We start from the raw sequence: 22,025 nt of genomic DNA on the forward strand, positions 1-22,025 counted from the left end.
TCGGGCTACCCCAGGGTGGCGACCGCCTCCGGCTGCGTCTTCTCCCCGCGCGGGCCCGCGTCCGCCGCCCCGGCCGGCTCGCTCAGCGCGGCGGCCGCGAGCGTGACGAGGACCATCCACAGCGCATCGGCGAGCAGGAGGTGGACGAGCTGCATCCACACCGGCGCGAGCAGCAGGAGGTTGAGGACCCCCGCGCCGATCTGCAGCAGCACGAGCCCTCCGGTCGCCGCCGCGAGCCGCTCGACAAGCGGCGAGGGGCGCCGGGCCGCAATCGCGCCGCGGGCGTAGAGCAGGTAAACGCTCACGACCGCCGCCACGACCGGGTGCAGCACGCGCAGCGACACAAGGAAGTGCGCCGTGGGCGACAAATGCTGCGCGAGCCCCTCGCGGAGCGAGCCCACCGCGAAGAGCGTGTCGCCGAGCGCCGCGATGGCCCCCGTCACCCCCACCGCGAGGACGCCCAGGAGCGCGGCGGCGAGCAGCGCGCCCGTCGCGCCCTGGCCGCGCAGGCGCACGCGCCGGCCCCCGCGCGCCCAGTAGAGCGTGCACGTCATGGCGCCCACCAGCAGGAACGTGTTGATGAGGTGCACGGCCATCCAGAGCGCGCGGGCCGCCGACGCGTCGTTGGCGACGTACTCGAGCAGGACGATGCCGGCGCCGACCGCCGCCTCGGTGACCATGAGCAGCATCGACGCGGCCGCGCCGCCGCGCACCGGGTGGCCCGTCGGGTAGGCGACCAGGGCCCAGACGAGCTGCAGCGCGACGAGCAGGAAGGCGACGCCCGAGGTGGCGCGGTGCGTGAACTCGATGAAGGTCGCCGCGCTCGGAGATCGTGGGATGACGTCGCCGTTGCACGTGGGCCAGTGGCTGCCGCAGCCGGCCCCCGAGCCTGTCGCGCGCACGAACGCGCCCCACACGATCACGCCGAGCGTGAAGGCCAGCGCGACCGCCGCGAGCTTCCAGAACCGCGCCTGATTCATGCGGAGGTCCTTACCGCGAAACCGGGGCGATGACAGCTCGCGCGCGACAGGCAACGCGCGCGCGATTCATGCGAGGGCCCGCGCGGCGCGGTGCCGACGAGCAGACGGCGTGCCCGGCGACGAGAGGCGGCCTCCGCGAGCGTGCGATCTCGTTGCGCCCGGCCCCGCCCGAAGGGAGGATGTGACCGTGCCGAACAGCGAGGACATCCGTGGCGCTCCGCTCTCTGTGCCGGTCGAGCTCCTGAGCAGCCGACCGGCCAGGATCGTTGTCGCCGACGACGACCGTCTCGCGCGGCAGATGCTCGTGAGCATCCTCCAGAAGGCCGGCTTCCAGGTCGAGGCGGTCGACGATGGCCAGGAGGCGATCGAGCTCATCGGCCGGGGAGGGGTCGACCTCGCCCTCCTCGACATCGTGATGCCCCGGCTCACGGGCCTCGAGGCGTGCCGGCTGCTCAAGAGCATGACCGCAGAGACGTTCCTCCCCGTCGTGCTGGTCACGGTGAAGACCGACACCGCGAGCCGGGTCGAGGGGCTCAAGATCGGCGCCGACGATTATGTGTGCAAGCCGTTCGAGGAGGAGGAGCTGCTCGCGCGGGTCGGGGCGATGCTCCGGATCAAGCGGCTGCACGACCACGTCGCGGCGCAGCGCGCCTACCTGGAGCAGCTCTCCATCCACGACGAGATGACGGGGCTCTACAACTACCGCTACCTCTTCACGCGGCTCAACGAGGAGTTCAAGCGCGCGGAGCGCTACCACGAGCCGTTCGCCTGCGTGCTCGTCGACATCGATCGGCTGAAGGCGATGAACGACATCGGGGGGCGCACGCTCGGCGACGCGGTGATCCGGCGCATCGCCGACGGGATCCGCCGCTCGGTCCGGGAGGTCGACGTGATCGCGCGCTACGGCGGCGAGGAGTTCCTCATCGTCCTGCCGAGCACGCACTTCGCCGGGTCGCTGACCGTGGCCGAGCGGATCTGGCGCGAGGCCTCCGGCAACCCGGTCGAGTTCGGCGGCGCGTCGAGGCCGTGCAGCGTGTCGATCGGCGTCTCGCTCTACCCCTCGCGCGACGTCCGCTCCAAGGACGCGCTCATCCGCGCCGCGGAGAGCGCGCTCCACCAGGCCAAGCGCGAGGGCGGCAACCGGATCTGCGTCTTCCAGCAGCACGGCCAGATCTACACGCCGACCGGGAGCGCCGAGCCGCCGCCCCCGCCGCCCCCGGGCAAGCTCCGGCGGTCCAGCGATCCCGCCTTCCCCGCGGCCCAGGACGAGCCGAGGGAGCCGCAGACGCGCCGGGGCGCCGATCTCGCGCCGCTCACCTCACGCAAGCCCATCTAGTCCTGCCCCGCCGCCCCGCCTCGTGAACGCCAGAGCTCGCGCCCGTATCCTCCTCGTCGATGACGAGCCCGCCCAGCGCCGCGGCCTCGCGCGCGCGCTCGTGCGCGACTTCGACGTCCTCACCGCGGAGGACGGCCCCGCGGCGCTCGGGCTGCTCGCGACCACCCGCGTCGAGGCGGTGCTGCTCGACCTCGCCATGCCGCGCATGAGCGGCGCCGAGGTGCTCGACCAGATCAAGGCGGCGTACCCCGACGTCGAGGTCGTGGTGATGGCCGGCCACGACGAGGTCGACGCCGCGGTCGCGGCCGTGCGCGCCGGCGCATATGCGTTCGTGATGAAGCCCGTCGAGCCGGAGGCCGCGCTCTCGATCGCGATCGAGCGCGCCGTCGAGCGCCGGCGGCTCGCCGGGCGCGCGAGGGCCCTCGAGGAGCGCGTCGGCGAGCACGAGCAGCTCGGCGAGGTGATCGCGAGCTCCGCCGCGATGCAGGACGCGTATCGGAGGGCGCTCGGCGTGGCGTCCGTGGGCGCGCCCATCCTGCTGTCGGGCGAGCGCGGGACGGGCAAGGAGCTCGTCGCGCGCGCCGTCCACCGGCGCGGGCCGCGCGCCGGGCGGCGGTTCGTCGCGGTCGACTGCGGCGCGCTCCCGGCGTCGCGCGCCGAGGAGGAGCTCTTCGGCGGGGAGCGCGAGACCTCGCCGGACGGGCGCGCCGGCGGGGGCCTGATCGAGGCGGCGGACAGCGGCACGCTCTTCCTCGACGAGGTCTCGGCGCTGCCGCTCGCGGCGCAGGCCAGGCTGCTGCGGGTCCTCACGCGCGGCGAGGTCGCGGGGCCGGGGGGCGAGCCGCGCCGCGTCGACGTCCGTGTCATCGCGTCGACGTGCGCCGATCTGAGGGAGCGCGCCGCCGCCGGACAGTTCCGGGAGGATCTTCTGTACCGCCTCGGCGTCATCGTCATCGAGCTGCCGCCGCTCCGGCGGCGCCGGGAGGACATCGCGCTGCTCGCGAGCCACTTCCTGCACCGGTGCGCGCGCAGGCACGAGCGCGACGTCAAGCGGATCGGCCCCGAGGCGGCGCGCCTCCTGCGCGAGCACGCCTGGCCGGGCAACGCGGGCGAGCTCGAGAGCGCGATCGAGCACGCCGTGCTCTCCGCCCGCGGCGACGCCGTCCTGCCCGCGGATCTGCCGCCCTCGGTGTCGGGGCGCGCGGGGCCGGATCGGCGCCCTCCGAGGGACGCGCTCGTCCTGCCCGCGCAGCTCTGCGAGCTCCCGTACGCGGAAGCCAAGGAGCGCGCCATCGACGCGTTCGATCGGATCTACATCGGGCGCCTGCTGCAGCGCACGGGCAACAACCTCAGCGAGGCGGCGCGCCAGGCGGGCATGGATCGCTCGAATTTCCGGAGGCTCAAGAAAAAGGTCGCGTCGAGGGGAGACGAGGCGGCCGAGGGGGACGGGGCGGGGGACGGGGAAGGCGCGGGGGCAGCGGCGGCGCCGGACGGGGACGAGGCGGGCTGACGCGCGCGCGCCGCGCGCCGCGCAAGCGCGTGGCCGGCTCGTGCTACGTTGCGCCGAAAATGGCCCGACGCGCTGCACGAGGTGCCCTTGCCGCCGCCGCCGTCTCCCTCGCGGTCCGGCTCGCCCCGCTCCCCGCCGCCGCCGCCGACACCGGCGCGGCTCCCCCGAGACAGGCGGCGATGATCCACGATCTCCCCCGCGTCCTCGCGCTCGCCGACCGCAATCACCCGCACGTCCTCGCCGCCCGCGCGAAGCTCAACCAGGTCCGCGCGCAGCTCGACGAGGCCCGCTACGCCCCGTTCTCGCAGTTCAAGCTGACCGGCGGCGTCGCCCTCGCGCCGACCGTCCGCGGCAACAACATCTTCAGCCCGAACACCGACGTCTCGCTCACCTCGAGCCTCGGGGTCGCCTGGCGCGCCAACATCGACGGCGTGGTGCCGCTCTGGACCTTCGGGAAGATCACGAGCCTCTGGGACGCCGCCGAGGCGAACGTCCGCGTGAGCCAGGCGAGCGTGGAGAAGGAGCGGGACGCGGTGCGACTCGACGTCCGCAAGGCTTACTTCGGCCTCCAGCTCGCGCGCGACTCGCGGAGCCTGCTCACGGACGTGAGGACCGAGATGGACAGGGCGCTCCGCCGCCTGGAGGAGCAGGTCGAGAGCGACGAGGGCGATCCGATCGAGCTGCTCAAGCTCCAGACCTTCGGGGCCGAGCTCGAGGCGCGCGGGGCGGAGGTCGAAAAGTACGTCTCGGTCGCGCTGGCGGGGCTGCGCTTCTACACGGGCGTCGCGGAGCTCGACATCCCCGACGTCCCGATCCGCCCGCCGAAGCACCAGCTCGGGCACGTCAGCCGATACCTGACCGCGGCGCGCCTGTACCGGCCGGAGCTCGCGCAGGCGCGCGCGGGCCTCGACGCGAGGTCCGCGCAGGTGCGGCTCGCGCGCGCGCAGCTGTTCCCCGACATCGGCATCGGCCTGCAGGTCGGGGTGAGCGCCGCGCCCGAGGTCGCGGATCAGCTGAACCCGTTCACGAGCGACCCCGGCAACTACTTCCACTACGGCGCCGCGCTCGTGCTGCAATGGAAGCTCGACCTGCTCCCGCAGTCGGCGCGCATCCGCTTCGCCGAGGCGCAGCTCGAGGAGATGGCCGCGACGCAGCGCTTCGCCATGGGCGGGGTCGCGACCGAGGTCGAGACCGCCTACGCCGAGGTCGTGGAGGCCCAGAAGCGCCTCGAGGCCTACACGAAGGCGGCCAGGTACGGGAAGCGCTGGCTCGTGATGGTGCAGACAGGGATCGACGTCGGGACGATGGCGGAAAAGGACTTGATTGATCCAGCCAAGGCGTACGCCACGAACCGCTTCAACCAGCTGAACGCGACGATGGAGCTCGACATGGCGATGTCGCGCCTCGCGAAGGCGACCGGCTGGGACGCGATCGCTCCGGATGGTACTTGACCGAGGGGGCGGCCGCGCTGAGCGAGGGGGTCGCCTCGCCGCGCCTCCCGCCCTCGCCGCTGCCTCGTCGACCTTCGCCGCCGCCTCGCCGCCCCTCGCCGACCTTCGCCCGCCCCGCGTCCGACCCCAACCGCGGCTTGAACGCGACCGTCCTTGGCACTACGGTGGCGCGCTAGCATGGGAGCCAACGACGAGCGGGCGCCGCGCAGGGTGGCTTTGGCAGCGAGCGGGGACACGGCGGCGCGCGGCGCGTCGGGAGGCTCCAGCATCGCCTTCTCGGTCCTGCTCGCCGCGTCGGCCCTTGCCATCATCGGCACCCTCCATTTCGTCGCCTACGTCGTGCCGACGGAGGCCTCGATGGGGATCGTGCAGAAGATCTTCTACTTCCACGCCCCAGCCGGGTACGCGATGTACCTCGGCGCGACCGCCTGCTTCATCGGCTCCGCCGGCTACCTCGCGCGCGGGACGCAGTGGTGGGACTCGCTGGCGAAATCCGGCGCGCAGGTCGCCGTGGCGATGGGCCTGATCGTCCTCATCACCGGCCCGCTCTGGGCCGCCAAGGCGTGGGGCGTGTACTGGACGTGGGACCCGCGCCTGACGACCTCGCTGCTCAGCGTCCTTATCTACATCGCCTATGTCGTGCTCCGCGCCTTCACGGGCGACAGCGATGCCGAGCGCAAGTTCGCCGCGGCCCTCGGCGTCCTCGGCGCGGCGAACCTGCCGATCATCCATTATTCGGTGAAGATGTGGGGTGGCAACCATCCCACGGTCATCACGGGCAAGGGCGGCGGCCTCGGGCACCCGGACATGAAGCTGGCGCTCGGCCTCGGCTTCCTCTCTTTCACCCTGCTCTCCCTCGCGCTCCTGTGGGCGCGCCTCCGCGTCGATCTCGCGTCGGCGCGGCTCGCGGAGCTCGAGCAAGAGGCCCTCGAAGTCGGTATCGGAGAGGACTGATAACGTGAAATCCCTTCATTCCTTGTTCGCCCACGCGGCCCTGCAGCAACCGACGGACACGGCCTTGGGCGACCGAGCGCAGGCGTTCCGCCCCGTGGAGGGCGGCAACCAGATGCAGAGCGGAGAGAAGCTGCTCGTCGAGGCCTACGCCGCGATCTGGCTCATCGTCTTCGCGATGGTCTTCCTCTCCTGGCGCCGCCAGAAGCAGATCGACCGGCGGATCGACGTGCTCGAGGCCGCCGTGCAGAAGGCGCGGGCCGGCGCGGGCCAGGGGACGAGCTGATGCCGAACCTCGGGGAGATGACCCCGCAGCACGCGCTCTACATCCCCGTGGTGCTGATGCTGGGGCTGATCGTCGGCTACATCCTGGGCAGCCGCGCCGTGCGCGCCGAGCTCGAGCGACGTAAGCGCAGAATGAAGGAGTGACGGGGGCGCGAGCCCTCGTCCCGCGTTGCCGGCGGGCTCGGTGAGCGCCGTCCCCGCCGCACTAGCCGGAGGTCACGTGGTCGATTTCTCTGTGAGCGAAGAGCACAAGGCTCTCATCGATACGGCGCGGCGCTTCACGAAGGAGCGCGTCACCCCGATCGCGGCCGAGTGCGACCAGAAGTCGTACTTCCCGATGGATGTCTTCGTGGAGGGCTGGAATCTCGGCCTCGTCAACCCGACCTGTCCGGCCGAGTACGGCGGCCCGGGGATGGGCGAGCTCGAGAACGCCCTCCTCGCCGAGGAGCTCTCGTACGGGTGCACCGGGATCCAGACGAGCTTCCTCGCGAACGGCCTCGCGCTCACGCCCATCAAGCTCGCGGGCAGCGAGGAGCAGAAGAAGAAGTACCTCGGCATGCTCACCGCCGAGCCGATCATGGCGAGCTACTGCACGAGCGAGCCGGACGCGGGCAGCGACGTCGCGGGGCTCAAGACCCGCTTCGTCAAGCACGGGGACGACTACGTGCTGAACGGGCAGAAGTGCTGGATCACGAACGCGAGCTACGCGCGCTACTACGTCATCTTCGCGACCTCGAACCCGGAGCTCCGGCACAAGGGGATCGCGGCGTTCATCGTCGATCGCGACTCGCCCGGCCTCCGCGTCGGCAAGAAGGAGGACAAGCTCGGCCAGCGGGCGAGCGACACCGCGCAGGTGTTCCTCGATGACGTGAAGGTGCCGAAGGAGAACCTCCTCGCGCCGGAGGGCCACGGCTTCAAGCTCGCGATGGAGACGTTCAACCAGACCCGCCCCGACATCGGCGCGGCCGCGACGGGCCTGATGCGGCGCTGCCTCGAGGAGTGCGTGGCCTACGCCAAGGAGCGCAAGACGTTCGGCCAGCCGATCGGCAACCACCAGCTCATCCAGTGGATGCTCGCGGAGATGGCGATCCGCGTCGAGGGGACGCGCCTGCTCTACCAGAAGGCCGCGTGGAACCTCGATCACGGGGTGCGCGATCCGATCGTCTCGAGCTTCGCGAAGGCCTACGGCGCCGACAGCGCCATGCAGACCGCCGTGGACGCCGTCCAGGTGTTCGGCGGCAACGGCTACGTGAAGGAGTACCCCGTCGAGAAGATGATGCGCGACGCGAAGGTCCTCCAGATCTACGAAGGCACGAGCCAGATCCAGCGCATCGTCATCGCCCGCCAGCTCCTGTCGTAGCGCGCGCCGCACGCTGCGCGGCGGCGAGGGGCGTGGGTCGAGGCCGGAGGGACGCCGGCCTCGACCCTCGTCGCCGCGAGGGCCGCCGGCTTCACGTCTGCGGGTGCCAGATCAGCGTCAGCTCGGGGCCCAGGGTGAGGGCCAGACCCTCGGCGGGGATCATCACGCGGCGGACCTTCTGGCCCGCGTACCTCGTCCCGTTCGTCGAGCAGAGATCGAGGGCCATGATCTCGGTGCCGTCGCGCAGGAGCAGCAGGTGGGTCCGCGAGATGTGGGTGCTCAGGACGGCGCGCAGCCCGCGGTCCAGGCAGTTGTCGGCGCGCCCGAGCAGCACGCCGTCGTCGAGCGCCTGCTCGGGCAGCTCGACCGCGGCGCTGCGCTCGCTCGACTGGAGCGTGAGCCGAACGTACCCGGTCTTCGCGCGCGGCGCGACCATCTCCTCGATGTGCGAGACGGGTCGCACCGACGTGATGTGCGAGATCTCCCCGCGAGCGAACCGATGGCTGGTCGTGATGCCCTCGGTCGGCGCCGGGGGCGCGGCGCTGTCGGCGAGCTTCTCCGCGATGCTCTCGATCCCGCGCGGCGGCTCGCTCATCCCGCACGAGCTCACCTGCAGCACCCGCGACGAGGCGCGCGGCCCGACCGGGAGCCCGCCGACCACATGCTTGCCGATGCGCACGAGCAGCGGGCCGCTGACCACGATCGATCGCCGCGGCACGTCGTCGTCGACGAAGAACGGGATCGAGGTCTGCAGATCCATGAGCCGCAGGCCGAAGGCGCCGTCGGGGAGGTTGCAGCAGGTGGCGACCAGGTGGCGCACGCACACGTCGTCGCCCGACGCAAACTTCACGTCGCAGCGCGGGTGCGAGCCGAAGACGGCGTACGCCCCGGTGTTCGCGGGCATGTCCAGCCACGCGACGTCGCCGCCCGACACCCGGAACAGCCGGTATCCATCGAGCATCGGCGACTCGGGCGGGTTCAGCGCCATCACCGCCTCGGCGGTGGACAGGGCGCGCCGCATGGCGGCGACGTCGATCCGCGGTTGCACGGTCATCGCGCGCTCCAGATGATGCGCCAAGCCGCGCGCGCGATCGTTCGCCGCGCCGGCCCGCCGGGCTCGAGCGTGAACGGCGGAATCGCTGTGCGAGCCTGCGGCGGCGCCGCGGCAGGAGCGAGCGTGGTGGATGGCAGACAGCAGCAAGGCCTCATGCGGTCGAGCCGAATCCTACCGGAATTTTTCGTCTGGGGCTCTTTCGCTGCGCGCCCCGAATCTGCTGCGGCCGGTGGGCGCGGGCCGAGACGACGGCTGTCCGGCTCAGCTCACGCCGACGCTGACCTCCGCAACCAGCTCGCCACCCCAGCGCCAGAAGGCCACCGAGCGGCTGAACAGGAGGATGACCTCCAGCCCGAGCCCGCCGCCGAATTCGAGCCGAAAGCGCCCGACGTCCACCTCGATGAGTTGCATGCCCCAGGAAGACGCGAGAGTCGGGCCAACCGTGGATCCGTGCGCGTTGCACGCTGGTGTGTCTGCCGGGGGCACGGCCTCGCCGCGGCCGGTGCGCACGGCGCGCCGGGCCGCCGGCGTGTCCCCGGCAACGATCGCGCGGCGCGGCCCAGGGGCCCGGGGGCCGAGCGCGGGCGAGCGGGCGCGCGGTCGTCAAGAGCCGCGCGATTTTGACGCCGCCCGCACGGTGTCTATCCTGGTCGCGGTGTCCCAGATCCTCCCGCGCTTCGACTATCGTATCGAGTTCGCCGCATCGACCGATGTCGGCCTCGTCCGCCCGAGCAACGAGGACCGGATCCTCTGTTGCCCCGAGCTCGCCCTCTTCGGCATCGCCGACGGGATGGGCGGCCACGCCGCCGGTGAGGTCGCCGCCCAGATCGCGATCGACACGTTGCGCGACGAGGTGCTCCGCCCGCCCGCGGCCGCCATCCTCGACGCGTACGTGGCCGACCCGAACATCGAGGCGCGCCGCGAGGTGTTCGCGCTGCTCCGCCGCGTGGGCGAGGCGGCGCACGCGGCCATCCTGGAGGCGCGCCGCACCGAGCCGAGCTACCAGGGGATGGGCACGACGCTCGACTTCGTGGTGCTCGCGCACAGCCGGGCCTTCTTCGCCCACGCGGGCGACAGCCGCGCGTACCTCGTTCGCCCGACCACCACCGTCCAGCTCACGCAGGACCACGCCCTCTACGACACGCTCCGCGCGGCCGGCAACCCGACGCCGGCCAGGAAGCCGCAGCGGAACCCGCTCGTGAACGCGATCGGGCTCGCGGGCACCGTCTCGGTGGACACCCTGTTCGTCGATCTCTCGCGCGGCGATCGCATCCTCCTCTGCACCGACGGGGTGCACAACGCGATCGACAGCGAGGCGTCGCTCTCCCGCTTCTGCGCGAAGGGCGGCCCCGAGGACGTCGCCGCGGGCCTCCTCAAGCACGCGCGCGACCGGGGCGGGCTCGACAACGCGAGCGTGATCGTCATCGACATCAAGGAGCGCTTCGTGAAGCGCGCGGACGACGCCGGTCCGTCCTCGCGCGACCTCTCGGTGATCTCCGCCTGCCCGCTCCTCGCCGGCATGAGCCCGGCCGCGGTGCTCGGGGCGCTCGCGGCGGGCGTCGAGGTGGAGCTCGGCGCGGGCGATCGCATCCCGCGCGACGTCGCGAGCGATCTTGTCGCCTACCTGGTGCTCGACGGGGCCGTGGACCTGGCCGACGGGCGGCGGATCGTCTCCTCAGGCCTGCTCTTCCCCGAGTCGCTCGTGGGCGCGCGTCGCAAGGGCGATCTGCCCGTGGCCGCGGCGCGGACGCGGCTCATCCGGATCCGCAAGGACGACTTCGCCGAGGTGTGCGACCACGACGCCGAGCTCGCGGCCGCCCTGTACCAGCGGCTCGCGCGGTACCTCGCCCTGGGGACCGGCTGAGCGCCGCCTCCGCGATGCAGCTCTCCCTGCTCCACCTGGACGACCGCGTCGCCGCCTTCGCGAAGCCGTCCGGGCTGCTCGTGCACCGCGGCTGGGGCAGCGCGCCGGTCGTGTTCGTCGATCTCGCCGAGCGGACGCTGGGCCGGAAGGTCTTTCCGGTCCACCGCCTCGACCGCGCGACGAGCGGCGTGCTGCTCGTCGCGCTCGACGCGGTCGCGGCGGCGCTGCTCTGCGCGCAGTTCGAGCAGGGCCTCGTGCGCAAGCGCTACCTGGCGCTCGTCCGCGGCGTGCCCCCCGAGCGCGGGTGCGTCGATCACCCGATCCCGCGGCGCGAGGGGGGCCCGCGCGTCCCGGCCGTCACCGACTTCGAGCGCCTCCACGCGCTCGAGCGCTACGCCGTGGTCGAGGCGCGCCCGCGCACGGGGCGCCTGCACCAGGTGCGGAGGCACCTCAAGCACATCAGCCACCCGATCATCGGCGACGTCAACTACGGCAAGGGCGAGCACAACCGCCTCTTCCGCGAGCGCTACGCGCTGCACCGCCTCGCGCTGCACGCGGCCGAGCTCGCCGTCGCCCACCCCGAGACGGGCGCCCCCCTGTGCATCGCCGCGCCGCTGCCCGACGACCTGCGAGGGCCGTTCGACCAGCTGGGCGTGCCGGCGTGGATCGGCGCGGCGCCCGCGGCGTGAGCGCGCCGGGGCCTGCGCCTCGGCGCGCTAGCCGGCTCCCGGATCGCGGCGCTTCGGGGTGACGCCGTGCCCGGCCCGGATCCCCTCGAGCGAGAGCGCCGGGCCTCGCTGGACGAAGCCGCCGTCGAAGGGGTTCTCGGCGAGGAACATCGGCGTGTCGAGATCGACGAACGAGAACCCGCCGAGGCCGGCGGCGAAGCAGGCCGACGCCGTCATCGCGAGCATCGACTCGACCATCCCGCCGATCATCAGCCCGAGCCCCGCCGCGCGGGCGACCGCCGCGATGTCGAGCGCCTCGGCGACGCCGCCCTTCATCAGCTTGATGTTGACCACGGTCGCCGCGCGCTCCGACGCGACGCGGAGGACGTCCGCCGCGCAGGCGACGCTCTCGTCGGCGGCCACGTCGACGCCGGCGCGGCGCGTGACCTCCTTCATGCCGTCCCAGTCGTCGCGCGGCACGGGCTGCTCCAGGAGCGCGACGCGCGCGCCGAGCCGGCGCGCGTGCGCGACGAGCGCGAGCGCCTCGCCCGCCGTGAGCCCGCCGTTGCCGTCGAGGATCAGCGACGCCTCCGGCGCCGCCGCGTAGATCGCCTCGATGCGCGCGGGGTCCGACGCGGCGAGGTGGCCCCCGACCTTCACCTTGAGCGCGCGGAAGCCCATGGCCGAGGCGCGCCGCGCGGCCTCCTCCGCGCGCTCCGGCGAGCCCGTGGTGATGGTGATGTCGGTGGTGAGCGCCGTCCCCGAGCCGCCGAAGAAGGCCCAGAGCGGCATGTCGGCGCGCCTCGCGAGCGCGTCGAGGATCGCCGTCTCGATCGCGCAGCGCGCCGCGCCGGCGCCGCCGCTCGCCGCGGCGCGGAGCGCGACAGCGATGGCGCGCCACGCGCGCGCGTCCGCGCCCACCACGGCCGCGCGCAGCGAGAGGGCGGCGGCGCGCGAGGCCTCCTGCGTCTCTCCGTTGAAGGCGGGCAGCGGCGCGGCCTCGCCGAAGCCGAGCGTCCCGTCGGCCAGCTCCACGGTGACGAGGAGGTTCGCCGCGCGCTCCTGCGCGCCGCCAGCGATGCCGAACGGCTCGTGCAGCGGGATGTCGAGCGCCTCGATCGAGACGCGCCGGATCAGGGTAGGGGACATGAGGGCAATCGCCGCCTTCGCACGGGGCTCACGGAGAGGAGCGGCCGCCGTCGCTCGGCGCGGGCGCCTCGGCCGGGGGAGGTGCCGCCGGCGGAGCAGCTCTCGGCGGACCGGCCGCTTCGCCGAGCAGCGCCTCGATCTCCCGGGAGATCTTCTCCTCTTCGCCGTCCTCGTAGCCCGCGTGGACGTGGCGCACGACGCCGCTCCGGTCGACGATGAAGGCGGTCGGCATTCTCCGCGGGTTGTAATTTTTTGCCGCGCTCTGGTCCTTGTCCCAGAGGATCTTGAACTTGACGCCCGCCTCGTCCGCGAACTCGACGAGCTGCTCTTTCGAGGCGTCCTCGGGGGCGTCGAGGGCGACGGCGAGCACCGCGAGATCGCCGCCGAAGCGCTCGACGAGCTCCTGGTACTTGGGGAACGACTTCCTGCAGGGGTGGCAATAGGTCGCCCAGAAATCGACGATCACCACCTTGCCGCTCGCGTCCTTCAGCGTGGACGGCCCCTCGCCGCTCACGACCTCGGCCGCGAGCTCGGGCGCCGCCGAGCCGATCAGGCCGCCGCCCGCCTGAGGCGCCGGCGGGGCGGCGGTCGCGGCGCCGCCGCAGCCGGCCGGGAGCGAGAGGGCGATGGCGGCGCAGAGGACAGCGGCGATGCGGGCGAACGACGGCGACGGGCTCCGGCTCATGGTGAGATCTTCCTCTCTGAATCAGGGCTCGCGATCGACGACGGAGGCGAGCATCTCCCCCTCGGCGCAGAGCGTGCCGTCGACGCTCGCCTCGCCGCGCAGCTTCCAGACGTTCGAGCGGTGGTGCAGCACCTCGACGTAGAGATCGAGCCGGTCGCCGGGCGTCACGGTGTGGCGGAACTTCGCCTTGTCGATGCCGAGGAAGAACATGAGGTTCGAGGTCGCGTCGAACGGGTCCGACGCGTAGGCGAGGATGCCGCCGAGCTGCGTGAGCGACTCCAGGATCAGCACCCCGGGCATGATCGGCCGCTGGGGGAAGTGCCCCTGGAACCAGGGCTCGTTGTACGCGACGCACTTGTAGCCGCGGATGCTCTTGTTGGCGGTGACCTCCGTCACGCGGTCGACCATCACGAGCGGGTAGCGGTGCGGCAGGATCGACAGGATCTGATGGATCTCGAGCGTGACGGGCTCTTGGGGTCGTTCGGGCAAGGCCGGCTCCTTTCCGCGGCGTGGAGCGCGCGGACAGCGCGCTACTTGGCGATGTCCTTCTTCTCCGCCTGGTTGCCGCCCGCGTCGTCCTCGCCGCCGCCGGTGTTGTAGAGCTGGATGATCTGCTCCGTGAGATCGAGGTCGGCGCGCACATAGGGGGCCGCCTGCTTGTCCAGGATGATCTCGTAACCCGACCTCTTCGCGATCCGGGCGACGATGATCATCATCTTCTTGACGATGGGCCCGGTCAGCTCTCCCTGCTTCTTCTGCAGCTCCTTATTGTAGTCGACGAACACGGTCTGGAGCTCGACCATCTGGCGCTGCCAGTCCTCCATCCGTTTCTGCATCGATTCGCGCGAGAGCACGCGCGACTGCTTCTCGATGTCCTCGCGCGCCCGCTGGAGCTCGGTCTGCTTCGCGTCGAGCTCCTGCTGCCGCCGGTCGAAGAGCTTCTTCAGGGTGGCCTGCGCCCGGATGCCGTCCTCGGTCTGCATCACGGCGTGCTGCACGTCGACCACGGCGATCCGGGTCTCGGCGGCGGCGACGCTCGGCGCGGCGAGGGCGAGCGAGACGACGGCGGCGCGGGCGATCCGGACGAGGAGCGACGCGGGCCGATGCACGGGGGAGCGGGCGACCATCCGAGGCGATTACCCGCCGCATGACGGACGGTCAAGGTGTGCGGGGGCAGGACCGCGGAAGGTGAGGGGGCGTCGATGGAGGCCCTTCGTCCGCCGCGGCGGAACGGCGGCGCGAGGGGCCTCGGTCAGCGGCGGCGGATCAGCGGCACTCGCCGGAGATGCAGCTCTCGCCGTCAGGGCAGGGCTCGTCGAGCGTGCACTCGGGCGCGACCTCCTCCCGTGTCTTGCAGAAGCCGTCGTTGCAGCCGACGAAGCGGCTGTCGATGAGCCGGCAGGCCTGCTCGCTGTCGCAGGGGTAGTGGCAGTAGCCGTCTTCCATGCACTCCTGGCCCTGGGCCGCGCAGGCCGTGGTGGCGCATCCGGGCTGCGGCGAAGGGTCGGCCATGCACGCGCCGGTCACCGCATTGCACACCTCGCCGGCGGCGCAGTCGTCGTGCGTCGTGCACCCGGCGGCGCAGGCGCCCTCGACGCAGAGCGCGCCGCCCTCGCACGGCGCCGCGTCGCTGCACTCGGGGTTCGCGGGGTCGGGGACGCAGACACCGCGGTCGCAGCGCGTGCCGGCCGCCGCGCAGGGGGCGCTGTCGGAGCAGCCGTCGGCGCACTCGCCGTTCACGCACACCCGGTCCGCGCCGCACTCGTAGCTGAACTCGCACGCCGCGATGCAGAGCCCTTCGACGCACCGCGTGCCGTCCTCGCACGCGTCGTCGCCGTCGCAGGGACACGTGGTGAGCTCCGCGTCGCAGGCGACCTCCTCGCCGCCAGCGCCGCCCTGACCGGCGCCGCCCTGGCCAGCGCCGCCCTGGCCGGCGCCGCCCTGGCTGGCGCCGCCAGCGCCCACGTCGGACTCCGCCGGGCGACACCCGTAGCCGTCGCAGAGGAAACAGTTCTCGCCGTCGCGGTCGCACTGGAGCGTGGCGTCACCACAGCCGCCACAGCCCGCCGCGGTCGCGGCGATCATCAGGAACAGCGCGCCTCGACCCAGGATCTTCGCAAGGGGGGAATAAAGAAGCATCGAAGTCCTCCAGCGGCGGCCGGCACCGGCGCGGCCCTCCCGCACGACTACCATGCCGCCCGCTAACACGCAGCGTGCCAGGGGGCCGCCGGAGAGGATCGCGGGGAAGCCCGACCGGCTTCGCGCATTGTGAACCTGCGTTCACCAGCTCTCGTCGCGCGAGGTTCACTGGCCTCGGCCGCGTCTCGTCGCGCGACGTTCGCTGGGCCGAGGCGCACAACGTGAGGCGACGGAGGGGCGTCGCTCTGGGGCTGGCCTGGATCCGCCGGACGCAGCAGGCGCTTCCGGTCAGGGCGAAGACGTGGGCGCGCTCTCCGCGAGCCGCCCGGCCGATCGCCCCGCGCGGCTCACGAGCGGTAGCCGGCGTTCACGTCGACGTAGCCGTGCCCGAGGTCGCTCGTCAGGTAGGAGAAATCGCCGGGACCGCTGCCGAGCACGAGCTCGATGACGTAGGTGTCGCGCGCGAGCACCTCGTTCGCCTTGAGCTCGGCTTCCGCCCCGACGGGCGCGCCGCTCTGCACGATCGGGATCCCGCCGACGAGGATCTGGACCTCGCTCGGATCGAACGGGACGCCGGCGCGCCCCGCGGCGGCGAGCAGCCGCCCCCAGTTCGCGTCCTTGCCGAACAGCGCGGTCTTCACGAGCATCGACGTGGCCACCGTGCGCGCCACGGTGCGCGCCCCGTCGCGCGTCGCGAGCCCGCGGACGCGGATCTCGGCGACGTGCGTGCTGCCCTCGCCGTCGGCCACCATCGAGCGCGCCAGCTCGCCGCAGACCTCGGTGAGGCCCGCCGTGAGCTCGTCGCGCGACGCGCGGCGCTGGGACGCGCCGGAGGACAGGAGGAGCACCGTGTCGTTGGTGCTGGTGTCCCCGTCGACGGTGCACGCGTTGAACGTCACGTCGCACGAGGCCGAAAGCGCCGCGTTCGCCTCGCCCGGGTCGAGCACGGCGTCGGTGAACAGGAAGACGAGCATCGTCGCGTGAGGCGGCCCGACGTCGGGGTGGATCATCCCGGCGCCCTTGCCGATGCCGAGCAGCGTGGCGCCCCCGCCCAGCTTGCGCTGAGAGAGCTTCGGCCAGCGGTCGGTCGTGCAGATCGCCTGGGCGAAGTCGAGGTAGCCCCTCGGCGACAGGCGCGCCGACAGCTCGGGGACTCGCTCGACGATCCGGTGCGCCGGCAAGACGGCGCCGATGACGCCGGTCGAGGCGGGCAGGACCTCGTCCTCCTGGGCGCCGATGGCCTCGGCGACGGCGCGCGTCGTATCGAGCGCGGCCTTCCAGCCGGCCTCGCCCGTACAGGCGTTGGCACATCCGCTGTTGACGACGACGGCGCGGGCGCGCCCCGACAGGACGCGCTGCATGGCGATGTCCACGGGCGCGGCGCGCACGAGGTTCCGGGTGAACATGCCGGCGACCACCGCCGGCTGATCCGCCACCGCGAGCGCGACGTCGATACGCCCGTCTTTCCGGATCCCCGCGCTGATGGCGCCGAAGCGAAACCCTGCAACTGGCTCGAAGCTCATGAGGGCGCGGAGTCTACGCACGAACGCGCGCCGGGAGAAAGCGGCAATGGGGCCTCCAGGCCACGTTGAAGGCTGCCGGGTGGATCGCCGCGGAGCGCCGCGCTGTCCTCCGTTGTCACCGCGGCGGCGCTCCTCCTCGGGCGAAGCGCGCCGCCGAGGGGCTCGACTTCTGCGCGCTTCCCAGGACCGCTCCGCTCTTCCACCCCGTTCGCGTTGCCGCGATGAGACGCCCGGAGGCGGCCGGACTGAGCCCGGCATTTGCAATGCTTCATGCCGATGGTCACCGTCCGGATCGTCGATATCAAAGGTCTCTATCTCCCGGGCTTTCCGGACAGCTCCGCGCCGCCGGGGACGACCCGAGCGGCTGGAGTCAGGCCCGGCTACACGAGCCTGGATAACCAGGGACGCGTCTACATCAATCGCGATCTCGACGGGCGCTGGGCGAGGAATACGCAGCTCATCGAGATCACCGCCGAGGTGACGAGCCCCGACGGCGAGCTCCCGGAAGGCGCGCGGATCCGCTGGAGCGCGCGCGATCCGGACGACCCGTCCAACGAGCGGCCGGAGGTGCACCCGGACTGGGGCCCCACCCTCGACGAGAACGATTACGACGCCGCGGGAGGGTACGTGGGGCCTGTCGAAGGGGACAACGAGGGGACGCCGGACAGGAGCCCGAGCTGGGAAGAGGTGGAGGGCTACCCGCTGTCCGACGTCGCGGAGACCAGCGCGAGCACGGCAATCGTGGGGGGGCGGAGCACGATCCGGCGGCACATGACCGATATCGCCGGAGACAACCTGATCGTCCGCGCCGAGATCGAGGCCGAGGGCCTTGCGGAAGCCGCCGCCGACGAGACCGGGATCATGACGCTCTGGCGCCGGATCGACGTCGAGTACATAAGGATGGAGAGCGCGCCCGCGCTGCCGCTCGCGAAGGTGCCGAGGCACTTCGAGCTGGTCTTCACCCAGCTCGACTTCTCCGAAGAGCGGGTGATCCAGGACCTGCAGCACCTCTCGCTCGACGCGAGCACGCTCGGCGAGCAGGCGTCCCGCTTCGTGAGCGAGATCTTCTCCCACGCCGGGGAGCCGGGCTGGTTCTGCCTGATCGCCGCGCTGGAGCCGCACCCTCTGCCCGAGCTCCAGGGCGCGCTGCTGTTCACCGGGGCTGTGACGATCCTGGACGGCGGGCAGGGAGAGAGGCGCAGAGAGTACGTGGAGATCCCGGGCGAGCACCCGGACGCGAGCTACGTCACGTTCCGCTGGAATGGCGAGCAGATCGGATTTTCGGTCGCGATCGCGTCCGTCCTGTCCGACCCGCCGCGAACCCAGCTCTGGCTCGATCCGCACGACATCCAGGACCGGTTCACCGCGGGCGACGGGTCCGTGGCGCATGCGTACAGGGACCGCCTCTTCTTCTTCCCTCGCGCCCGCCGCAGGGGCGCGGCGTGGGAGCCCCCGGGCTATGGCATCCCCGCGCGCGTCGAGGCCGTCGTGCGGGGGCCGGGCGCCGTCTACACCGCCGGCATGAGCCCCACGATCGACCTCGGAACGGCGAGATACTTCGCCGGCAGGACGATCCTCTTCACCCATCACAGGGCGTGGTGGGACCCCGAGCGCGGGCAGCCCCGGCGCGGATACGAGCAAGGCACGCTCCACACCATCGTTCACGAGCTCACGCACGCGTTCGGGATGCCGCACAAGTGCGGCTACTTCGATTACCTGACGCCGCGGCGGACCACGTGCTGCATGAACTACCGCTCCCACTGGATGATCGACGCCGACCAGCAGCTCATCCCGGGGACCGCCGGGCTGGTCGGCGAAGACCTGTGCGGGCGCCACGTGAAGGAGACCCGGCGCGTGCGCCTCGAGAAGAACAGAGGACTGCGATGGAGATGAGAGGCTGTCATGTCGGATAATCCTGCGTGCAACGAGGGAGAGCCCGCCGGCCCGCCTGGCCTGGCGCTGCGCTCGATCGATCACGACCGCCGCTATGTGCTCGGCTTTCCCCTGCACGTGGCCATCACGGTGTGCGCCGATCGCCCCGGCGCCTGCATCAGGCGGCTGCCGCGCGCGAGCTGGGCAGGCAACGCCGGCGCGGTCGGCGTTCGCCTCACGAGGGCGGGCTCGGGCGAGGAGCTCGTGAGGACCGAGCCTTCTCCGGTCGTGGTCCGCGAGCTCGGCACGCCGGTGTTCCTGCTATCGCCGGGGACGTGCCGGCGCATGCTCATCGACGTCTCCTCGCACCTGCCCTCGGGTCTCGAGCCAGGGCATTACACGCTGGTGATCGTCTACGAGGGGCCGCCCGACCGCGTGGAGAGCCCGCCGGTGTCGATCGAGCTCGCGGCGCCGGATCTCGAGGAGCAGCGCGCGCTGCAGCGCCTCGCGCCCGAGCTCGCCCGCACAGGCTCCTGGGGCCGCTGGACGAGCCTGCCCCCGGACGGCGGCGCGCCGGTCGACGCCCGCGTGGATCCGGGCGATCCGCTCCGCTTCAACCGCGTCCTGCGCTTCCTGATGTACGGGCCGGAGTCGCTCTGCGACGTGGACCCGGCCGTGCTCGACGTGCTCGACGGCGTCTACGCGCCGGAGGCCCACGCGCTCCGCGCCGAGCTCCACGCCGCGCGGGGAGACGCGGCGCGCTTCGCGGAGCAGGCGGAGCTCATCCGGAGCACCTACCCGGGGCTCGCCTGGTGGATCGAGCGGATCGAGGCGGGGCAGAGCGAGATCGGCTTCGTCCGGGAATGCCGGGCGAGGACGCGCGGCGGGTGAGCGGCGGCGCGGCGCGCGCCGTCATCGCCGTGCGCCGCGCCGGGCGGGCCGCGAGGGCGCTGGCTCCACGAGCGGATCACGGGATTGCAACACGTCCGTCACCACCCGCGAGGTACTCCTCGTCGCGAAGCAATGCGTGACGACGAGGCGAGCCATGGCCGGCAGCAGCTGCCCGAGCGCGCGAGCGTGAGCGCGCTCCCCCCCGACGTCGTGACGGCGCTCCCCGGCGCCGAGGCCGCCGCCGTCTCCTGGCGCACGCAGGGCCGGCGGTACATCACGATCGTCGTCAAGGCGAGCTTCGCGTTCACGCCCGGCGCGGCCATGTGGCGGACGGCGCCGCAGGAGATCCTCCGCGCCGAGGTCCATCACGGCAAGAACCCCGCGCGGAGCGTGCGGTTCACCGGCGACCTCGCGCCCTACCTGGGCCGCGCCGACGTCCTCTTCACGGGCGACGCGCATGCTCCTGACGGCGCGCAGGTCCTGTCCTTGCCGGTGCGGATCGCGGTCTTCGGCGCGAGCGGCTGCGCGCTCGACAAACGCCTCCTGGTCCGCGACGGTAAGCCGTTCCAGCGGATGCCGCTCGTCTACGAGAAGGCGGTACGCGGCGCGAACGGGTGTGAGAACCCGTTCGGCGTCGACCCGAACGGCGGCGAGGCCATCCTCGTCGATCCAGAGGACCCGGCGCGGCCCGCGGGGTTCGGCCCGATCGCGCGCGCCTGGCCCGCGCGCAAGCGGCTGCTCGGCAAGACCCGGCGCGAGACGCTCGAGGGCCCGAACGCGGAGATCCCCGCAGGCTTCGACTGGTCGTACTTCCAGGCGGCGCCCCCGGACCAGCGGATCGATTTCCTGCGCGGCGACGAGTGGATCGTGATCGAGAACCTGCACCCGGCCGCTCCGCGGCTGGAGATGCGCCTGCCGAGGGCGCGCGGGGTCGCGCGGATCGAAGGGCTCGCCGCCTCCGGTGCGACAGGGGGCGAGACCCTCGCGCTGAGCGCCGACACGCTCCGCATCGACGGCGCCGAGCAGCGCTGCACGGTCGTGTGGCGTCAGATCATCCCCGTCCCCGGCGAGGACGCCCTCGCTGCCGTGCGGATCGCCGCCGGCGTCGCGATCGACGGCGAGGAGGTCGCGTGGCCCGATCTGCGCCTCGGGCGAGCCCGGCGCGTCGAGGCCGCGCAGCCGCCCGCTCCCCGGAACGGTCCGGAAGGGACCGTGCTGATGGCGGACGCGCCCGATGCCTGCGGCCCGGCGGGCCAGCGGGCGGGGGATCCGGGACGCACGATCCACCTCTCGGACGAGGACATCGAGCTCATCGACCTGCCGCAGGGCCCGTCGCCCCTGGAGACGCTCGCGCTCTCCGAGGAGCAGGGCGAGGCGGCGGTGCGCGCGCCGGCGCTGCCGTTCGCGCTCGCGCCGGGAGCGGCGCGGCAGAGCCGGCCGGGGCTCACGCCACAGCAGCGCGACGTCGCCGCCGCCGCGAGCCTGACGCTCGCCCTGTCGGACGCGGACGAGGCGCGCGCCGGCGAGCGGCCCGCGATCCCGTTCTTCATCCCCCCGATGCCGGCGCCGCGCCTCGCGCCGGAGGCGCCGATCCCCGGCGCCCCATGGTCCGGCGAGCGCGCCTCGCCGGCGCCCGGCCTGTCCGCGGGGCTCGCGACCCTCGCGCTGGACGAGGCCTCGCCTCCGCTCGGCGACGGCGACGAGGTGAGCCTCGAGCGGTGCGCTGCCGTCGCGGCGGAGCTCGAGGAGAGGCCGATCCCCCGCGCCGAGGTGCTCAGGGCGCACGGCCTCTCCGTGGCGCGCTGGGACGAGGCCGAGCGACGATGGCGCGAGTCGATGGCGGAAGAGGTCAGGCGCCGCGGACGAGCGCTCCGCGACAGGTTCGACAGGGCCTACGTCGCCGCGTGGGAGGCCATCCGCGGCGCCCTGAGCGCGGCCGACTACGCCCGGCTGCTCGTCGCGGCCGAGCGCAACGGGGCCACCGCCGCGCTCGATGAGCGCGCGATCCGGCGCACCGTGTGGGCGCGGATGAGGCGGCTCTGGGCCAGGCGGCTCGCCGACGATCCGCGCCTCCGATCCCGCGTCGAGGCCGAGCTCGCGAGGCTGCGCGAGGCGCCGCGGCAGCGCGCGCAGGGCGGCGCCCCGTCGGCCCACGCCGTCTGAACGCACGCCGTCTTCACCACATCGTCCCGCCCGGCGGCGATCGCTTCCCAGGCCTTCACGCCGCGCTCGGGAGGTGCGCGGCGCACCGTGCCCCTTGACCGCGGCGCGCGGGGTTCCGAACATCCTCGGTGGTGCAAGCGATGG

21 protein-coding genes are annotated in these 22,025 nt (G+C 72.8%); 12 read left to right on the forward strand and 9 right to left on the reverse strand.

What is annotated here, in order from left to right:
- Positions 1-5: 5 nt before the first annotated feature.
- Positions 6-980 (reverse strand): COX15/CtaA family protein, encoded by a 975-nt coding sequence (locus WMF28_RS13850; RefSeq protein ID WP_437602670.1) that lies wholly within the window; start codon positions 978-980, stop codon positions 6-8.
- A gap of 187 nt (positions 981-1,167) precedes the next feature.
- Here WMF28_RS13850 and WMF28_RS13855 point away from each other — a divergent pair, with 187 nt between their 5' ends.
- From WMF28_RS13855 to WMF28_RS13885, 7 genes are all read left to right on the forward strand, one after another.
- Complete coding sequence (locus tag WMF28_RS13855; protein ID WP_437602671.1) at positions 1,168-2,316, forward strand: diguanylate cyclase; 1,149 nt, start codon at positions 1,168-1,170, stop codon at positions 2,314-2,316.
- Between the two features lie 22 nt (positions 2,317-2,338).
- The gene (locus WMF28_RS13860; RefSeq protein WP_437602672.1) at positions 2,339-3,826 is read left to right on the forward strand and encodes a sigma-54-dependent transcriptional regulator; all 1,488 of its coding nucleotides are present in this window, start codon (positions 2,339-2,341) and stop codon (positions 3,824-3,826) included.
- Between the two features lie 59 nt (positions 3,827-3,885).
- Positions 3,886-5,277, forward strand: a complete 1,392-nt coding sequence (locus tag WMF28_RS13865) for a TolC family protein (protein ID WP_437602673.1) — start codon at positions 3,886-3,888, stop codon at positions 5,275-5,277.
- A gap of 177 nt (positions 5,278-5,454) precedes the next feature.
- On the forward strand, positions 5,455-6,231 hold the full coding sequence (locus tag WMF28_RS13870; protein WP_437602674.1) for a cytochrome c biogenesis protein: 777 nt from the start codon (positions 5,455-5,457) through the stop codon (positions 6,229-6,231).
- Between the two features lie 4 nt (positions 6,232-6,235).
- On the forward strand, positions 6,236-6,514 hold the full coding sequence (locus WMF28_RS13875; RefSeq protein WP_437602675.1) for a CcmD family protein: 279 nt from the start codon (positions 6,236-6,238) through the stop codon (positions 6,512-6,514).
- A complete protein-coding gene (locus WMF28_RS13880) occupies positions 6,514-6,657 on the forward strand; it encodes a hypothetical protein (protein WP_165373172.1) in 144 nt (47 codons plus the stop codon). The genes WMF28_RS13875 and WMF28_RS13880 overlap by 1 nt, the downstream gene beginning before the upstream one ends.
- A 76-nt stretch (positions 6,658-6,733) precedes the next feature.
- Positions 6,734-7,873, forward strand: coding sequence for an acyl-CoA dehydrogenase family protein (locus WMF28_RS13885; protein WP_437580285.1), 1,140 nt, complete (start codon positions 6,734-6,736; stop codon positions 7,871-7,873).
- Positions 7,874-7,964: 91 nt separating this feature from the next.
- Here the strand turns inward: WMF28_RS13885 and WMF28_RS13890 are convergent, their stop codons facing one another.
- The gene (locus tag WMF28_RS13890) at positions 7,965-8,927 is read right to left on the reverse strand and encodes an FHA domain-containing protein (protein ID WP_437602676.1); all 963 of its coding nucleotides are present in this window, start codon (positions 8,925-8,927) and stop codon (positions 7,965-7,967) included.
- A gap of 261 nt (positions 8,928-9,188) precedes the next feature.
- A complete protein-coding gene (locus tag WMF28_RS13895) occupies positions 9,189-9,338 on the reverse strand; it encodes a hypothetical protein (RefSeq protein WP_020735437.1) in 150 nt (49 codons plus the stop codon).
- Between the two features lie 244 nt (positions 9,339-9,582).
- On the opposite strand from WMF28_RS13895, the gene WMF28_RS13900 reads away from it, so the two are divergent.
- On the forward strand, positions 9,583-10,791 hold the full coding sequence (locus WMF28_RS13900; protein WP_437602677.1) for a protein phosphatase 2C domain-containing protein: 1,209 nt from the start codon (positions 9,583-9,585) through the stop codon (positions 10,789-10,791).
- A gap of 14 nt (positions 10,792-10,805) precedes the next feature.
- The gene (locus WMF28_RS13905) at positions 10,806-11,480 is read left to right on the forward strand and encodes a pseudouridine synthase (protein ID WP_437602678.1); all 675 of its coding nucleotides are present in this window, start codon (positions 10,806-10,808) and stop codon (positions 11,478-11,480) included.
- Between the two features lie 27 nt (positions 11,481-11,507).
- Here the strand turns inward: WMF28_RS13905 and WMF28_RS13910 are convergent, their stop codons facing one another.
- From WMF28_RS13910 to argJ, 6 genes are all read right to left on the reverse strand, one after another.
- Complete coding sequence (locus tag WMF28_RS13910) at positions 11,508-12,608, reverse strand: dipeptide epimerase (RefSeq protein ID WP_437602679.1); 1,101 nt, start codon at positions 12,606-12,608, stop codon at positions 11,508-11,510.
- Positions 12,609-12,636: 28 nt separating this feature from the next.
- A complete protein-coding gene (locus WMF28_RS13915; RefSeq protein WP_437602681.1) occupies positions 12,637-13,293 on the reverse strand; it encodes a TlpA family protein disulfide reductase in 657 nt (218 codons plus the stop codon).
- 21 nt (positions 13,294-13,314) lie between these two features.
- Entirely contained in the window at positions 13,315-13,782 is a 468-nt protein-coding gene (gene fabZ, locus WMF28_RS13920) for a 3-hydroxyacyl-ACP dehydratase FabZ (protein WP_437602683.1), read from the reverse strand.
- A 41-nt stretch (positions 13,783-13,823) separates the two neighbouring features.
- The gene (locus WMF28_RS13925) at positions 13,824-14,420 is read right to left on the reverse strand and encodes an OmpH family outer membrane protein (protein ID WP_437602684.1); all 597 of its coding nucleotides are present in this window, start codon (positions 14,418-14,420) and stop codon (positions 13,824-13,826) included.
- Positions 14,421-14,559: 139 nt separating this feature from the next.
- Entirely contained in the window at positions 14,560-15,432 is an 873-nt protein-coding gene (locus tag WMF28_RS13930) for a hypothetical protein (protein WP_437602686.1), read from the reverse strand.
- A gap of 347 nt (positions 15,433-15,779) precedes the next feature.
- Positions 15,780-16,955, reverse strand: a complete 1,176-nt coding sequence (argJ, locus tag WMF28_RS13935; protein WP_437602687.1) for a bifunctional glutamate N-acetyltransferase/amino-acid acetyltransferase ArgJ — start codon at positions 16,953-16,955, stop codon at positions 15,780-15,782.
- A gap of 270 nt (positions 16,956-17,225) precedes the next feature.
- Here argJ and WMF28_RS13940 point away from each other — a divergent pair, with 270 nt between their 5' ends.
- From WMF28_RS13940 to WMF28_RS13950, 3 genes are all read left to right on the forward strand, one after another.
- Positions 17,226-18,848, forward strand: a complete 1,623-nt coding sequence (locus tag WMF28_RS13940; protein ID WP_437602688.1) for a hypothetical protein — start codon at positions 17,226-17,228, stop codon at positions 18,846-18,848.
- Between the two features lie 9 nt (positions 18,849-18,857).
- The gene (locus WMF28_RS13945) at positions 18,858-19,718 is read left to right on the forward strand and encodes a hypothetical protein (protein WP_437602689.1); all 861 of its coding nucleotides are present in this window, start codon (positions 18,858-18,860) and stop codon (positions 19,716-19,718) included.
- A 132-nt stretch (positions 19,719-19,850) separates the two neighbouring features.
- A complete protein-coding gene (locus WMF28_RS13950; protein WP_437602692.1) occupies positions 19,851-21,881 on the forward strand; it encodes a DUF2169 domain-containing protein in 2,031 nt (676 codons plus the stop codon).
- Positions 21,882-22,025 lie beyond the last annotated feature (144 nt).

The organism is Sorangium sp. So ce590 (genome assembly GCF_051521365.1).
Lineage (GTDB): Bacteria > Myxococcota_A > Polyangia > Polyangiales > Polyangiaceae > Sorangium.

Bases quoted from the DNA above. Each gene is read 5' to 3' on its own strand.
- WMF28_RS13850 (WP_437602670.1), bottom strand. From the start codon at position 980: ATGAATCAGGCGCGGTTCTGGAAGCTCGCGGCGGTCGCGCTGGCCTTC.
- WMF28_RS13865 (WP_437602673.1), top strand. From the start codon at position 3,886: ATGGCCCGACGCGCTGCACGAGGTGCCCTTGCCGCCGCCGCCGTCTCC.
- WMF28_RS13870 (WP_437602674.1), top strand. From the start codon at position 5,455: ATGGGAGCCAACGACGAGCGGGCGCCGCGCAGGGTGGCTTTGGCAGCG.
- WMF28_RS13880 (WP_165373172.1), top strand. From the start codon at position 6,514: ATGCCGAACCTCGGGGAGATGACCCCGCAGCACGCGCTCTACATCCCC.
- WMF28_RS13890 (WP_437602676.1), bottom strand. From the start codon at position 8,927: ATGACCGTGCAACCGCGGATCGACGTCGCCGCCATGCGGCGCGCCCTG.
- WMF28_RS13895 (WP_020735437.1), bottom strand. From the start codon at position 9,338: ATGCAACTCATCGAGGTGGACGTCGGGCGCTTTCGGCTCGAATTCGGC.
- WMF28_RS13905 (WP_437602678.1), top strand. From the start codon at position 10,806: ATGCAGCTCTCCCTGCTCCACCTGGACGACCGCGTCGCCGCCTTCGCG.
- WMF28_RS13910 (WP_437602679.1), bottom strand. From the start codon at position 12,608: ATGTCCCCTACCCTGATCCGGCGCGTCTCGATCGAGGCGCTCGACATC.
- WMF28_RS13915 (WP_437602681.1), bottom strand. From the start codon at position 13,293: ATGAGCCGGAGCCCGTCGCCGTCGTTCGCCCGCATCGCCGCTGTCCTC.
- WMF28_RS13925 (WP_437602684.1), bottom strand. From the start codon at position 14,420: ATGGTCGCCCGCTCCCCCGTGCATCGGCCCGCGTCGCTCCTCGTCCGG.
- WMF28_RS13930 (WP_437602686.1), bottom strand. From the start codon at position 15,432: ATGCTTCTTTATTCCCCCCTTGCGAAGATCCTGGGTCGAGGCGCGCTG.
- argJ (WP_437602687.1), bottom strand. From the start codon at position 16,955: ATGAGCTTCGAGCCAGTTGCAGGGTTTCGCTTCGGCGCCATCAGCGCG.
- WMF28_RS13940 (WP_437602688.1), top strand. From the start codon at position 17,226: ATGCCGATGGTCACCGTCCGGATCGTCGATATCAAAGGTCTCTATCTC.
- WMF28_RS13945 (WP_437602689.1), top strand. From the start codon at position 18,858: ATGTCGGATAATCCTGCGTGCAACGAGGGAGAGCCCGCCGGCCCGCCT.
- WMF28_RS13950 (WP_437602692.1), top strand. From the start codon at position 19,851: ATGCGTGACGACGAGGCGAGCCATGGCCGGCAGCAGCTGCCCGAGCGC.